13 protein-coding genes are annotated in these 13226 nt (G+C 68.9%); 8 read left to right on the top strand and 5 right to left on the bottom strand.

From position 1 onward, the window contains the following. Positions 1-250: 250 nt before the first annotated feature. Together FFS10_RS18295 and FFS10_RS18290 are read right to left on the bottom strand one after the other, a co-directional pair. Positions 251-727, bottom strand: coding sequence for a peroxiredoxin (locus tag FFS10_RS18295; RefSeq protein ID WP_137895914.1), 477 nt, complete (start codon positions 725-727; stop codon positions 251-253). A gap of 117 nt (positions 728-844) precedes the next feature. Beyond that, the gene (locus FFS10_RS18290) at positions 845-1225 is read right to left on the bottom strand and encodes an Mth938-like domain-containing protein (protein WP_137895913.1); all 381 of its coding nucleotides are present in this window, start codon (positions 1223-1225) and stop codon (positions 845-847) included. A 91-nt stretch (positions 1226-1316) separates the two neighbouring features. Here FFS10_RS18290 and FFS10_RS18285 point away from each other — a divergent pair, with 91 nt between their 5' ends. From FFS10_RS18285 to moaE, 7 genes are all read left to right on the top strand, one after another. Then, positions 1317-2543: a pyridoxal phosphate-dependent aminotransferase gene (locus FFS10_RS18285; protein ID WP_137895912.1), complete on the top strand. Its 1227-nt coding sequence runs from the start codon at positions 1317-1319 to the stop codon at positions 2541-2543. 69 nt (positions 2544-2612) lie between these two features. Then, positions 2613-3935: a homoserine dehydrogenase gene (locus FFS10_RS18280; protein WP_137895911.1), complete on the top strand. Its 1323-nt coding sequence runs from the start codon at positions 2613-2615 to the stop codon at positions 3933-3935. Beyond that, complete coding sequence (gene thrC / locus FFS10_RS18275) at positions 3935-5362, top strand: threonine synthase (RefSeq protein WP_137895910.1); 1428 nt, start codon at positions 3935-3937, stop codon at positions 5360-5362. Before FFS10_RS18280 ends, thrC begins: the two co-directional genes overlap by 1 nt. A 14-nt stretch (positions 5363-5376) precedes the next feature. Then, positions 5377-5910 (top strand): molybdopterin-guanine dinucleotide biosynthesis protein B, encoded by a 534-nt coding sequence (gene mobB / locus FFS10_RS18270; RefSeq protein WP_137895909.1) that lies wholly within the window; start codon positions 5377-5379, stop codon positions 5908-5910. After that, positions 5907-7175, top strand: coding sequence for a molybdopterin molybdotransferase MoeA (locus FFS10_RS18265; RefSeq protein WP_137895908.1), 1269 nt, complete (start codon positions 5907-5909; stop codon positions 7173-7175). Before mobB ends, FFS10_RS18265 begins: the two co-directional genes overlap by 4 nt. Further along, positions 7172-7423 (top strand): molybdopterin converting factor subunit 1, encoded by a 252-nt coding sequence (gene moaD, locus FFS10_RS18260; protein WP_137895907.1) that lies wholly within the window; start codon positions 7172-7174, stop codon positions 7421-7423. Before FFS10_RS18265 ends, moaD begins: the two co-directional genes overlap by 4 nt. Positions 7424-7427: 4 nt before the next feature. Continuing rightward, on the top strand, positions 7428-7901 hold the full coding sequence (moaE, locus tag FFS10_RS18255) for a molybdopterin synthase catalytic subunit MoaE (RefSeq protein WP_137895906.1): 474 nt from the start codon (positions 7428-7430) through the stop codon (positions 7899-7901). A gap of 4 nt (positions 7902-7905) precedes the next feature. Here moaE and FFS10_RS18250 read toward each other — a convergent pair whose 3' ends face one another. Beyond that, a complete protein-coding gene (locus FFS10_RS18250) occupies positions 7906-8694 on the bottom strand; it encodes an SDR family oxidoreductase (RefSeq protein ID WP_137895905.1) in 789 nt (262 codons plus the stop codon). Between the two features lie 125 nt (positions 8695-8819). Between FFS10_RS18250 and clpB the strand changes: the two genes are divergently transcribed. Next, on the top strand, positions 8820-11423 hold the full coding sequence (clpB, locus tag FFS10_RS18245; RefSeq protein ID WP_137895904.1) for an ATP-dependent chaperone ClpB: 2604 nt from the start codon (positions 8820-8822) through the stop codon (positions 11421-11423). Between the two features lie 13 nt (positions 11424-11436). On the opposite strand, the gene FFS10_RS18240 is transcribed toward clpB, so the two are convergent. Together FFS10_RS18240 and FFS10_RS18235 are read right to left on the bottom strand one after the other, a co-directional pair. Further along, entirely contained in the window at positions 11437-12270 is an 834-nt protein-coding gene (locus FFS10_RS18240) for an ABC transporter permease (protein WP_137895903.1), read from the bottom strand. Next, positions 12267-13190 carry an ATP-binding cassette domain-containing protein gene (locus FFS10_RS18235; protein WP_137895902.1) on the bottom strand — a complete coding sequence of 308 codons (924 nt, stop codon included), beginning with the start codon at positions 13188-13190 and terminating at the stop codon, positions 12267-12269. Before FFS10_RS18235 ends, FFS10_RS18240 begins: the two co-directional genes overlap by 4 nt. Positions 13191-13226 lie beyond the last annotated feature (36 nt).

Here is a 13226-nt window from a genome sequence, read left to right as displayed (position 1 = left end):
CGGCCGTGCCGGGGCGTCGAAGGCCTCGGGCGTGAGCAGGGTGGCGCGTTTGGTGGGGGCGGGGGGCAGTGGCATGGAACTCAGCCTCTCTCAGATGAAGAATAGTCAGCGCCGGACAAAAGAAAAAGCCGCCTGGAGGCCGAGGCGGCTTGTTCGGGGAGCGTGTGGCTGCTGTCCAGCGGCATGAGCCCATTATGCATGAGCCCGATGACGGCCAACGCGGGCACCGGGCCCTTGTTGCGGGCAGGCGTCAGGCGGGCTTCTTGAGGGCCTTCACGGCCTTGAGCACGTCCTCCACATGGCCGGGCACCTTGAGGCCGCGCCACTCCTGCAGCAGCACGCCGTCGGGGCCGATCAGGAAGGTGCTGCGCTCGATGCCCTTGACCTTCTTGCCGTACATGATCTTGTTCTTGACCACGCCGAACATGTGGCACATCTTTTCCTCGGTGTCGGCGATCAGCTCGAAGGGCAGCTCCAGCTTGGCCTTGAAGTCGTCGTGCGACTTCATGTTGTCGCGCGACACGCCGAACACCGTCGCGCCGGCCTTCTCGAAATCCTTGTACTTGTCGCGGAACTGCATGGCCTCGGTGGTGCAGCCGGGCGTGTTGTCCTTGGGGTAGAAATACAGCACCACGGTCTGCCCCGCGTGCGAGGTGTTGGACACCTTGGTGCCGCCGGTGGCATTCGCTTCAAATTCGGGGATGGGCTTGTTGACAACGATCGCCATAGAGCTTCAATCTTGTGTGACAGGATGTAGTCGTTGGAGGGCAGTTCGACGCTCCGCCGGGAGGTGGGGCCGTGCTTCTTGTCCGACAACCTTTGATTTTACCTTGAAAAGGCCTTTTCAGCTCAGGCTTTCGATCAACAGGGCCGCGACCACATGGCGGCCTTCGCCGGCCAGGATGTTGTAGGTGCGGCAGGCGGCCTGGGTGTCCATGGTCTCGAAGCCGATGCGGCGCTCGATCAGCGGCCGCAGCCACTGCGGGCGTGGAAAGCGCAGGCGCGCGCCGCTGCCGAAGATGACCAGTTCGGGGCCATGCTCGGCCAGCAGGGCGAAATGCTCGGCGCTGAGAGCCTCGTAGCCGTCGCACGACCAGGCCAGGCGCTGGCCGCGCGAGCCGACCACGGTGCTGGCGGTCAGGCGCTCGCCGTCGATGGCGATCCAGCCCGGGCCGTAGCCGCTGATCGCGGGCACGTCGTTGAACTTGTCGGGCTGCAGTTTCATGGTGTGCGGAGAAGGGCTGTCCCGGGGGACTTCCCGAGAACTGTGGTCAAATTATAAGTTTCCCCTGTAAAAACCGCCCTCTGGAGGGACTTTGAAGACCATCCACAAATCCGCCAAGCTTGCCAACGTCTGCTACGACATCCGCGGCCCGATCATGGACGCCGCCCGGCAGATGGAGGAGGACGGTCACAAGATCATCAAGCTCAACATCGGCAACCTGGCCGTGTTCGGCTTCGATGCGCCAGAGGAAATCCAGCAGGACATGATCCGCAACCTGCCCAACTCGGCCGGCTACACCGACAGCAAGGGCATTTTCGCGGCGCGCAAGGCCGTCATGCACGAGACCCAGAAGCAGGGCATCAAGGGCGTGACGCTGGACGACATCTACCTCGGCAACGGCGCCAGCGAGCTGATCGTGATGGCGACCAACGCCCTGCTCGACAACGGCGACGAGTTGCTGCTGCCGGCGCCCGATTACCCGCTGTGGACGGCGGCGGCCAGCCTGTCCGGCGGCACCCCGGTGCACTACATGTGCGACGAGGGGAATGGCTGGATGCCGGACCTGGCCGATATCCGCGCCAAGATCACGCCGCGCACCAAGGGTATCGTGGTGATCAACCCGAACAACCCCACGGGCGCCCTGTACTCCGAGGAGCTGCTGCGCGCCATCGTGCAGGTCGCGCGCGAGCACCAGCTGGTGATCTTCGCCGACGAGGTCTACGACAAGGTGCTCTACGACGGCGTGCGCCATACCGCCCTGGGCAGCCTCAGCGAGGACGTGCTGACGCTGACCTTCAATTCCCTGTCCAAGAGCTACCGCTCCTGCGGTTACCGCGCCGGCTGGCTGGTGGTCTCGGGCGACAAGAAGCCCGCGCGCGACTACATCGAGGGCCTGAACATGCTCTCCAACATGCGCCTGTGCGCCAACGTGCCGGGCCAGTGGGCGATCCAGACCGCGCTGGGCGGCCACCAGAGCATCAACGAGCTGGTGGGGGACGGGGGGCGCCTGCGCAAGCAGCGCGACCTGGCCTACGAGCTCATCACGGCCATCCCGGGCGTGAGCTGCGCCAGGCCGCAGGCCGCGCTCTACATGTTCCCGCGCCTGGACCCCAAGCTCTACCCGATCGAGGACGACCAGCAGTTCTTCCTGGAAGTGTTGCAGGAGACCAAGGTGATGCTGGTGCAGGGCACCGGCTTCAACTGGCCGCACCCCGACCATTTCCGCATCGTGTTCCTGCCGCACGAGGACGACCTGCGCGAGGCCGTGGGCCGCGTGGCGAGGTTCCTCGAGGGCTACCGCAAGCGCCACGGGACTTGAGCACAGGCACTGGCACCCCATGCCCCGCTGGCCGGGGCGAGCAACCGACTCCATACTTCTGAAGACATCATGAAACCGATACAAGTAGGCCTGCTGGGCATTGGCACCGTGGGCAGCGGCACCTTCAACGTGCTCAAGCGCAACCAGGAAGAAATCAAGCGCCGTGCCGGCCGCGGCATCGAGATCAGCATGGTGGCCGACCTCGACGTGGCGCGTGCGCGCGCCGTCGTCGGCCCGGATGTCCAGGTGGTCGACGACGCGCGCGCCGTGATCCAGAACCCCGAGATCGACATCGTGGTCGAGCTTATCGGCGGCTACGGCATCGCCAAGGCCCTGGTGCTGGAGGCCATCGCCGCGGGCAAGCATGTGGTCACGGCCAACAAGGCCCTGCTGGCGGTGCACGGTACCGAGATCTTCGCCGCGGCCTCGGCCAAGGGCGTGATGGTGGCCTTCGAGGCGGCCGTCGCCGGCGGCATCCCCATCATCAAGGCGCTGCGCGAGGGCCTGACCGCCAACCGCATTGAGTGGATCGCCGGCATCATCAACGGCACGACCAACTTCATCCTGTCCGAGATGCGCGACAAGGGCCTGGACTTCGACGTGGTGCTCAAGGAGGCCCAGCGCCTGGGCTATGCCGAGGCCGACCCCACCTTCGACATCGAGGGCGTGGACGCGGCGCACAAGGCCACCATCATGTGCGCCATCGCCTTCGGCATCCCGGTGCAGTTCGACAAGGCCCATGTCGAGGGCATCACCCAGCTCGCGGCGGCCGACATCCGCTATGCCGAGCAGCTGGGCTACCGCATCAAGCTGCTGGGCATCACCAAGCGCAACCACAAGGGCATCGAGCTGCGCGTGCACCCCAGCCTGGTGCCGACCAAGCGCCTGATCGCCAACGTCGAGGGCGCGATGAACGCGGTGGTGGTGCACGGCGACGCCGTGGGCACCACGCTCTACTACGGCAAGGGCGCGGGCTCCGAGCCCACGGCCAGCGCCGTGATCGCCGACCTGGTCGACATCACCCGGCTGCACACCGTGGACCCGCTCAACCGCGTGCCGCACCTGGCCTTCCAGCCCGACCGGATGAGCGACCTGCCGGTGCTGCCGATGAGCGAGGTGGTGACCAGCTACTACCTGCGCCTGCGCGTGGCCGACGAGGCCGGCGTGCTGGCGCAGGTGACGGGCATCGTCGCCAACGCCGGCATCAGCATCGACGCGGTGCTGCAGCGCGAGGCCGACGAGGTCGGCGGCGAGGGCTCGACCCAGACCGACCTGATCATCCTCACGCACGAGACGCGCGAGGGCACGATGAACGACGCCATGGCGCAGCTGCAGGGACTGCCCACGGTGCTGGCGCCGATCACGCGCATCCGCAAGGAGGAGCTCAACTGATGCGCTACCTGTCCACGCGCGGCCATGCGGACCGCAAGCGCTTCTGCGAAATCCTGCTCGAAGGCCTGGCGCCCGACGGCGGCCTGTACCTGCCCGAAAGCTATCCGCAGGTCGATGCGGCCCAGCTCGAGCGCTGGCGTGGCGTCTGGCGCGAGCAGGGCTACGCCGCGCTGGCCTTCGAGGTGCTGTCGCTCTACATCGACGACATCCCGGCCGCCGACCTGAAGGCGCTGTGCGCCAAGACCTACACGGCCGAGGTGTTCGGCACGCCCGAGATCGTGCCGCTCAAGGCCCTCGAGGACGGCCTGTGGCTCGAAGCCCTGTCCAACGGCCCGACCCTGGCCTTCAAGGACATGGCCATGCAGCTGCTGGGCAACCTGTTCGAGTACGAGCTGGCCCGCCGCGGCGAGCAGCTCAACATCCTGGGCGCCACCAGCGGCGACACCGGCAGCGCGGCCGAGTACGCGATGCGCGGCAAGCAGGGTGTGCGCGTGTTCATGACCAGCCCGCATGGCCGCATGAGCCCGTTCCAGCAGGCGCAGATGTTCAGCCTGATGGACGAGAACATCCATAACATCGCCATCGAGGGCGTGTTCGACGACTGCCAGGACATCGTCAAGGCGGTCTCGAACGACCTCGAGTTCAAGCGCCGCTACAAGATCGGCACCGTCAACTCGATCAACTGGGCACGCCTGCTGGCCCAGGTGGTCTATTACTTCGCCGGCTACTTCGAGGCCACGGCAAGCAACGCCGAGCAGGTCTGCTTCACCGTGCCCAGCGGCAACTTCGGCAACGTCTGCGCCGGCCATGTGGCGCGCATGATGGGCCTGCCGATCGCGCGCCTGGTCGTCGCGACCAACGAGAACGACGTGCTCGACGAGTTCTTCCGCAGCGGCGTTTACCGCGTGCGCGGCGCGGCCGACACGCACGAGACCTCCAGCCCCTCGATGGATATCTCCAAGGCCAGCAACTTCGAGCGCTTCGTGTTCGACCTGCTGGGCCGCGACGCTGCCCGCACCCAGGCACTGTTCGGCGAGGCGCTGGCCAGGGAGGGCCGCTTCGACCTCAGCGCCGACCCGGCCTTCGGCCAGGCCGCGGCGCGCTACGGCTTCGTGAGCGGCAAGAGCACGCATGCCGACCGCCTGGCGACCATACGCGACACCTTCGCGCGCTTCGGCGTGATGATAGACACGCACACGGCCGACGGCGTCAAGGTGGCGCGCGAGCAGTGCTTGCCCGGCGTGCCCATGATCGTGCTCGAGACGGCGCTGCCGATCAAGTTCGCTGCCACCATCGTCCAGGCGCTGGGCCGCGAACCCGACCGCCCGGCCAAGTTCGAGGGCATCGAGGCGTTGCCGCGCCGCGTGCAGCTGATGCCGGCCGACGCCGAGGCCGTCAAGGCCTTCATCGCCCGGCACTGCGGCTGAGCCAGGCCGCCGGCATGAAGGTCGTCGGCTTTGCCGGCTATTCCGGCTCGGGCAAGACCACGCTGGTCGAGCGGCTGATCCCGGCCCTGGCCGGCCAGGGCCTGCGCGCCTCGGTCGTCAAGCACGCGCACCACAGCTTCGACATCGACCATGCCGGCAAGGACAGCTGGCGCCACCGCGAGGCCGGGGCCCACGAGGTGGTGGTGGCCTCGAGCCGGCGCCTGGCCCTGGTGCGCGAGTTCGGGCGCGAGCTCGAGCTGTCGGTGCACCAGCTGATTGCCGAACTCGACCCCGGCGTGGACTGGGTGCTGGTGGAGGGCTTCAAGCACAGCGACCTGCCCAAGATCGAGGTCTGGCGCGCCACGGCCGGCCAGCCGGCGCGCTACCCGCAGGACGCCTTCATCGCGGCGGTCGCCACCGACAGCCCCCAGCAGCTGCCCGAACCCACCCTGCGCCCGGTGCTGGATTTGAACGACGCCGGCGCCGTGGCGGCCTGGTTGATCGACAATGGCCCACGCTTCGAATACCAGCCCGAGATGTTTGCATGACTTCTTCATCCAAGCCCCCGCTGATGGCGCTCGACCAGGCCCTTGACGAGTTGCTGGCCCACGCCGAGCCGCTGGCCGGCCATGAGACCCTGCCCAGCTTCGAGGCCGACGGCCGGGTGCTGGCGGCCGACCTGGTGTCGGCCCTGCAGGTGCCGCCGCAGGACAATTCCTCGATGGACGGCTACGCGCTGCGCTGCGCCGACCTGGCCGCGGCCGGCAGCGTGCTGCGCGTGAGCCAGCGCATCGCGGCCGGCCATGCCGGCGAGCCGCTCGCGCCTGGTACGGCAGCGCGCATCTTCACCGGCGCGCCCATGCCGCCCGGTGCCGACGCCGTGGTCATGCAGGAAGATGCCGAGATGCTGGCGCCGGCCGGGGCGGGCGAGCTCGGCAGCGTGCGCATCCTGGCCCTGCCCCAGCCCGGGCAATGGGTGCGACGTGCCGGCGAGGACGTGACGCGCGGCGCGGTGGTGCTGGCGCGGGGCGAGCGCCTGTCGCCCGCCAGCCTGGGCCTGGCGGCCAGCATAGGCCTGGCCCAGCTGGCCGTGGCGCCGCGGCCGCGCGTGGCACTGTTCTCCACCGGCGACGAGCTGGTCATGCCGGGCGAGCTGCCGCCCGAGCAGATGCCGCCCGGCGCCATCTACAACTCCAACCGCTTCTTCCTGCGCGCCCTGCTGCACCGCCTGGGCTGCGAGGTCAGCGACTTAGGGGTAGTGCCCGACCGGCGCGCGGCCACGCTGGCCGCGCTCAAGACCGCGGCCGACCACCACGACCTGATCCTCACCAGCGGCGGTGTCTCGGTCGGCGAGGAAGACCATATCAAGCCCGCGGTCGAGCAGCTCGGCCACCTGGCGCTCTGGCAGATCGCGATGAAGCCCGGCAAGCCCTTTGCTTACGGCCGCGTGCGGCGCGACGGCGATGCCGGTCACGCCCATTTCATCGGCCTGCCGGGCAACCCGGTGTCCAGCTTCGTCACCTTCCTGCTGCTGGTGCGGCCCTTCCTGCTGAAGCTGCAGGGCGCGCGTGAGCTGGCCCCGCGGCCACTGACCCTGCCCGCGCATTTCGATCTGCCGCGCGCCGACAAGCGGCGCGAGTTCCTGCGCGTGCGGCGCAACGCGGCGGGCGGCCTGGAGCTGTTCTCCAACCAGAGCTCGGGCGTGCTGACCTCGGCGGTCTGGGGTGACGGCCTGGTGGACAACCCGGCCGGGCGCACGATCGCGCAGGGAGACCCGGTGTCCTTCATCCCTTTTTCGGAGCTGCTGGCGTGAAGGTCCACATCCGGTATTTCGCCTCGATCCGCGAGTCCCTGGGGCAGGGCGCGGAGACCGTCGAAACGGCCGCCGCCACGCTGGCGGTCCTGCGCGAGGAGCTGATCGCCCGCGGCGGCGCCTACGCCGAGAGCCTGGCGCGCGGCCGGGCCGTGCGCGTGGCGCTGAACCAGGCCATGAGCGAGGAGTCGGCCGCGCTGGCCGATGGGGCCGAGGTGGCTTTCTTCCCGCCGGTCACAGGAGGTTGAGGGTATGAGCGCGCGCGTGTCCATACAGACCCAGGACTTCGATCTCTCGACCGAGGTCGCGGCGCTGCGCGCCCGGGACCGGCGCGTCGGCGCCGTTTGCGCCTTCGTCGGCACGGTGCGCGAACGCAGCGACGGCCAGTCCATCAGCAGCATGGAGCTCGAGCACTATCCCGGCATGACCGAGAAGGCCATCGAGGACATGGTCGACGAGGCGCTGCGGCGCTTCGACCTCTACGGCGTGCGCGTGATCCACCGCGTGGGCCTGCTTGAGCCGCTGGACCAGATCGTGCTCGTGGCCGTGACCTCGGCGCACCGCGGCGAGAGCTTCCAGGCCTGCGAGTTCCTGATGGACTACCTCAAGACCCAGGCGCCGTTCTGGAAGAAGGAGCAGACGCCCGAGGGCGCGCGCTGGGTCGATGCGCGCGTCAGCGACGACGCCGCCCTGGCGCGCTGGGGCATCGCCAGCCGCAACGCCTGAGCGATCACAGCACGGTCGGGATGCTCGCGCCGTCCATGGCGACGATGGCGCCCGTCACGTAGCTGGCACGCTGCGAGGCCAGGAACAGCACCATGTCGGCGATCTCCTCGGGCCGGGCCAGGCGCCCCAGCGGCAGGCGCTGAACGGTGCGCGCCAGTGCCTCGTCGACCGAGATACCCGCCTGGGCCGCTTCGGCCTCCAGGCCCTGCTGCAGCCGCTCGGTCAGCGTGGGGCCGGGGTTGACGGCATTGACGCGCACGCCGCTCGGCGCGTAGGCGTTGGCCAGTCCCGCGCTCGCCAGCATAAGCGCCGCGTTGGCCGCGCCGCCGGGCAGGTGGGTGGGCGAGGCGAGCTTGCCGCCGGCGCCGATCACGTTGACGATCGCCCCCGAGCGGCGCGCGGCCATGCCGGGCAGCACGGCCTGCATGGCGTGGATGTAGGTGAAGTACTTGGCGTCCATGGCGGCATGCCAGTCGGCGGCCTGCAGGGCCTGGGCCGGGGTGCGGCGCGCCGCGCCGGCGGCGTTGACCAGCACGTCGACCGGGCCCAGCGCCTGCTCCACCTCGCGCACCAGCTGCTCGGCCTGCACGGCCTCGACCAGGTCGGCCGCCAGCGCCAGCACGCTTGCGCCGCCGCGCCGCAGCTCGACGGCAGCCGCCTCCAGGGGGGCCGTCTGGCGCGCCACGATGGCCACGCGGGCGCCCTCGGCGGCGAAGGCCCGGGCGCAGGCCAGACCTATGCCCTTGCTGCCCCCGGTGATCAGAACGACCTTGTCGGTGAGATGCAAATCCATGACGAACTCCGTTGCGGCGAAGGAAAAGACGGGGCAGTATGCAGGATGCGGACGAACGCTGCCCGGCCCCCAGGCTTGAAAAAACCCGGAGCCAGCCCTAGTTGGTGTGCAAGAAGGAGAAAGCCATGCGTCTTGACAAACTCACCACCAAGTTCCAGGAAGCGCTGGCCGAGGCCCAGACCCTGGCGCTTGGCCACGACCATGCCTACATCGAGCCGGTCCACGTGCTGGCCGCCATGCTGCGCCAGGAGGGCGGGCCCGGCTCGCTGCTGCAGCGCGCCGGCGTCAACGTAGGCGGGCTGCTGGCGGCCGCCGAGGCCGCCGTCAAGCGCCTGCCCCAGGTGCAGGGCCAGGAACACGTGCAGATCGGCCGCGACATGGTGTCGCTGATGCAGGCGGCCGAGAAGGAGGCGATCAAGCGCGGCGACCAGTTCGTCGCCAGCGAGCTGTTCCTGCTGGCCCTGGCCGACAACAAGGGCGAGGCGGGCCGCCTGGCCCAGGAGCAAGGCCTGACGCGCAAGAGCCTGGAGGCGGCCATCGATGCGGTGCGCGGCGGCCAGAACGTCGACAGCGCCGAAGCCGAGGGCCAGCGCGAGGCGCTCAAGAAATACTGCCTGGACCTGACCGAGCGCGCCCGCCAGGGCAAGCTCGACCCCGTGATCGGACGCGACGACGAGATCCGCCGCGCCATCCAGGTGCTGCAGCGGCGCACCAAGAACAACCCGGTGCTGATCGGCGAGCCCGGCGTGGGCAAGACCGCCATCGTCGAGGGCCTGGCCCAGCGCATCGTCGCCGGCGAAGTGCCCGACTCGCTCAAGGGCAAGCGCGTGCTCTCGCTGGACATGGCGGCCCTGCTGGCCGGCGCCAAGTACCGCGGCGAGTTCGAGGAGCGGCTGAAGACCGTGCTCAACGAGCTGGCCAAGGACGAGGGGCAGACCATCGTCTTCATCGACGAGCTGCACACCATGGTCGGCGCCGGCAAGGCCGAGGGCGCGATCGACGCGGGCAACATGCTCAAGCCGGCGCTGGCGCGCGGCGAGCTGCACTGCGTGGGAGCGACCACGCTGGACGAGTACCGCAAGTACATCGAGAAGGACGCCGCGCTGGAGCGCCGCTTCCAGAAGATCCTGGTCGACGAGCCCTCGGTCGAAGCCACCATCGCCATCCTGCGCGGCCTGCAGGAGAAGTACGAGGTGCACCACGGCGTGGACATCACCGACCCGGCCATCGTGGCCGCGGCCGAGCTCAGCCACCGCTACATCACCGACCGCTTCCTGCCCGACAAGGCGATCGACCTGATCGACGAGGCCGCGGCCAAGATCAAGATCGAGATCGACTCCAAGCCCGAGGCCATAGACAAGCTCGACCGCCGCCTGATCCAGCTGCAGATCGAACGCGAGGCCATGCGCAAGGAGACCGACGAGGCCTCGCGCAAGCGCCTGGCCCTGCTCGAGGAAGAGATCGGCAAGCTGCAGAAGGAGATTGCCGACCTGGAGGAGGTCTGGAAGGCCGAGAAGGCCCAGGCCCAGGGCAGCCAGCAGGTGCGCGAGCAGATCGACCAGCTGCGCCAGCAGATCGAGGAGTTCACGCGCAAGGGCGACTTCAACAAGGTCGCCGAGCTGCAGTATGGCAAGCTGCCCGAGCTCGAGCGCCAGCTCAAGGAGGCCCAGGCCAAGGAAGCCGCCAAGGGCGGGGAGGGCGCGGCGCCGCGCCTGCTGCGCACCCAGGTCGGCGCCGAGGAGATCGCCGAGGTGGTCTCGCGCGCCACCGGCATCCCGGTGGCCAAGATGATGCAGGGCGAGCGCGAGAAGCTGCTGCAGATGGAGGACAGGCTGCACGAGCGCGTGGTGGGCCAGGACGAGGCTATTCTCGCCGTGGCCAACGCCATCCGCCGCTCGCGCTCGGGCCTGTCCGACCCGAACCGCCCCACCGGCTCCTTCCTGTTCCTCGGCCCCACGGGGGTGGGCAAGACCGAGCTGTGCAAGGCGCTGGCCGGCTTCCTGTTCGACAGCGAAGAGCACATGGTGCGCATCGACATGAGCGAGTTCATGGAGAAGCACTCGGTGGCGCGCCTGATCGGCGCCCCCCCGGGCTACGTGGGCTACGAGGAGGGCGGCTACCTGACCGAGGCGGTGCGCCGCAAGCCCTACTCGGTGCTGCTGCTCGACGAGGTCGAGAAGGCGCACCACGACGTGTTCAACGTGCTGCTGCAGGTGCTGGACGACGGGCGTCTGACCGACGGCCAGGGCCGCACCGTGGACTTCAAGAACACGGTGATCGTGATGACTTCCAACATCGGCTCGCACATGATCCAGGCCATGGTGGGTCAGGATTACGAGGACATCAAGGACGCGGTCTGGGGCGAGCTCAAGAACCATTTCCGGCCCGAGTTCCTGAACCGCATCGACGAGACCGTGGTGTTCCACGGCCTGGACGCCGCACACATCGAGGCGATCGCCAAGATCCAGCTCAAGGCCCTGCAGGCGCGCCTGGCCAAGCTCGAGCTGCAGCTGGAGGTGTCGCCGGCGGCGCTGGCCGAGCTGGCCAAGGTCGGCTTCGACCCGGTGTTCGGCGCCCGGCCGCTCAAGCGCGCAATCCAGCAGCGCATCGAGAACCCGCTGTCCAAGCTGCTGCTCGAAGGCCGCTACCCGCCCAAGTCCGTGATCCCGGTCGAGGTCGACCCGGTGCGCGAGCCCGGCGTGTTCCACTTCGGTCAGGCCGCGGCCTGAGCACCCCGGGGCTTCAACCCTGGAAGCGCCGCCGCGTGAGCGCCAGTGCCACCCAGAACGCCGCCACGCTGCAGACCAGCAGCACGGCGGCGTGGCGCCAGGGCTGGGCCGGCCACTGGTCCAGGAACAGCGGGCGCACCAGCTCGACGGCGGCCGACAGGGGCAGCCAGTCGGCCACCGCGCGCACCACGCCGGGCAGCTGATCGCGCGGGAAGAAGATGCCGCTGAGGAACATCATCGGCGTGAGGAACAGCGTGAAGTAGTAGGTGAAGAAGTCGTAGCCCTTGGCCAGGGCATTGAAGATCAGTGCGATGCAGCTGAACGTGACGCCCACGCCCAGCAGCACCGGCCAGGCCACCAGCAGCTTGGGGCTGTGGCTGATGCCCAGGGCCAGCATCACGCCCAGGATGGCCGTGACCGAGAACAGGGCCTTGAAGGCGGCCCACAGCATCTCGGCCAGCACCACGTCGTCCAGGCTCACCGGCGCGTTCATGATGCCGTCCCAGGTCTTTTGCACATGCATGCGCGAGAAGGCCGAGTACAGGGCCTCGAAACTGGCGGCGTTCATCGCGCTCATGCAGATGCTGCCGCTGGCCAGGAACAGGATGTAGGGCACGCGCGCCTCGCCCAGCCGGACCTCGCCCACCAGCGCGCCCAGGCCGTAGCCGAAGGCCACCAGCCAGATCAGCGGCTCGGCGATGTTGCCGACCAGGCTGGGTACGGCCAGCTTGCGCCAGACCAGCAGGTTGCGCAGGAACACCGGCCACCACCGCATGGACAGGCGTGGAGGCGCATAGAGGGCCCAGCGCTCGGCGCGGACCGCCGCGGATGCGGTGTCTTCGTTCATGCATCCTCCCTGATCTTGCGTCCCGTGAGCTTGAGGAACAGGTCCTCCAGGTTGGCCGGCCGGTGCAGCGTGCGCAGGTGCGGCAGGTTGGCCAGATCGTCGAGCAGCGGGCGCGCGTTGGCGGTGTAGAAGAACACGGTTTCGCCGCTGACCTCGACCCGCGCGGCATGGGCCTTGAGCGGCGAGTCGGCCAGCGCGAGGGCGCCATTGCCGTAGACCTCGACCACGTCGGGCTCCAGGTGCTGGGCGATCAGCTCGCGCGGCCGGCCCTCGGCGATCTTGTGGCCATGGTCCAGCACCAGCAGGCGCGAGCACAGGCGCTCGGCCTCGTCCATGAAATGGGTGGTCAGCAGGATGGACTTGCCCTGCTGCAGCAGCAACTGCAGCCGCTCCCACATCAGGTGGCGCGCCTGCGGGTCCAGCCCGGTGGTCGGCTCGTCGAGCATCAGCAGGCGCGGGTCGTTGACCAGGGCACGCGCCAGCGACAGGCGGCGCCGCATCCCGCCCGAGAGCTCGCCGGGGCGGCTGTCGGCCTTGTGCGCCAGGGCCGCGAACTCCAGCAGGCGCGGGATGCGGGTGTGGATCAGCGCGTCCTTGAGCCCGAAGTAGCGGCCGTAGACCAGCAGGTTCTCCGCGCAGCTGAAGTCCGGGTCCAGGGTGTCGAACTGGCTCACCACGCCCAGCTGGGCCTTGATGGCCAGGGCGTCCTGGGGCATCCGCAGGCCCAGCGCGTGGATCTCGCCCGCGTCCGGAGCGGTCAGGCCCAGGCACATGCGTATGGTGGTGGTCTTGCCGGCGCCGTTGGGGCCGATCACGCCCAGGCATTCGCCGGGCATGATGTCGAACGAGACGTCGTCCACCACCGTGGCGGCGCCGTAGCGCTTGCTCAGGTGATGTACATCAAGCAGGGGAGCTGTCATGCCGCCATTGTCGCTGTCCTGCGAGGCTGGCGCCGG

Source organism: Ramlibacter sp. 2FC (assembly GCF_005503345.1).
In the GTDB taxonomy this organism is placed as follows: domain Bacteria; phylum Pseudomonadota; class Gammaproteobacteria; order Burkholderiales; family Burkholderiaceae_C; genus SCMQ01.
Note: the sequence above shows the minus strand (reverse complement) of the source record. Positions and strands in the feature narration are given on the sequence as shown.

Excerpts from the sequence above, each read along its gene's own strand:
- FFS10_RS18280 (WP_137895911.1), top strand. The coding sequence starts at position 2,613 with ATGAAACCGATACAAGTAGGCCTGCTGGGCATTGGCACCGTGGGCAGC.
- FFS10_RS18265 (WP_137895908.1), top strand. The coding sequence starts at position 5,907 with ATGACTTCTTCATCCAAGCCCCCGCTGATGGCGCTCGACCAGGCCCTT.
- mobB (WP_137895909.1), top strand. The coding sequence starts at position 5,377 with ATGAAGGTCGTCGGCTTTGCCGGCTATTCCGGCTCGGGCAAGACCACG.
- FFS10_RS18250 (WP_137895905.1), bottom strand. The coding sequence starts at position 8,694 with ATGGATTTGCATCTCACCGACAAGGTCGTTCTGATCACCGGGGGCAGC.
- FFS10_RS18290 (WP_137895913.1), bottom strand. The coding sequence starts at position 1,225 with ATGAAACTGCAGCCCGACAAGTTCAACGACGTGCCCGCGATCAGCGGC.
- FFS10_RS18295 (WP_137895914.1), bottom strand. The coding sequence starts at position 727 with ATGGCGATCGTTGTCAACAAGCCCATCCCCGAATTTGAAGCGAATGCC.
- FFS10_RS18240 (WP_137895903.1), bottom strand. The coding sequence starts at position 12,270 with ATGAACGAAGACACCGCATCCGCGGCGGTCCGCGCCGAGCGCTGGGCC.
- moaE (WP_137895906.1), top strand. The coding sequence starts at position 7,428 with ATGAGCGCGCGCGTGTCCATACAGACCCAGGACTTCGATCTCTCGACC.
- clpB (WP_137895904.1), top strand. The coding sequence starts at position 8,820 with ATGCGTCTTGACAAACTCACCACCAAGTTCCAGGAAGCGCTGGCCGAG.
- FFS10_RS18235 (WP_137895902.1), bottom strand. The coding sequence starts at position 13,190 with ATGACAGCTCCCCTGCTTGATGTACATCACCTGAGCAAGCGCTACGGC.
- thrC (WP_137895910.1), top strand. The coding sequence starts at position 3,935 with ATGCGCTACCTGTCCACGCGCGGCCATGCGGACCGCAAGCGCTTCTGC.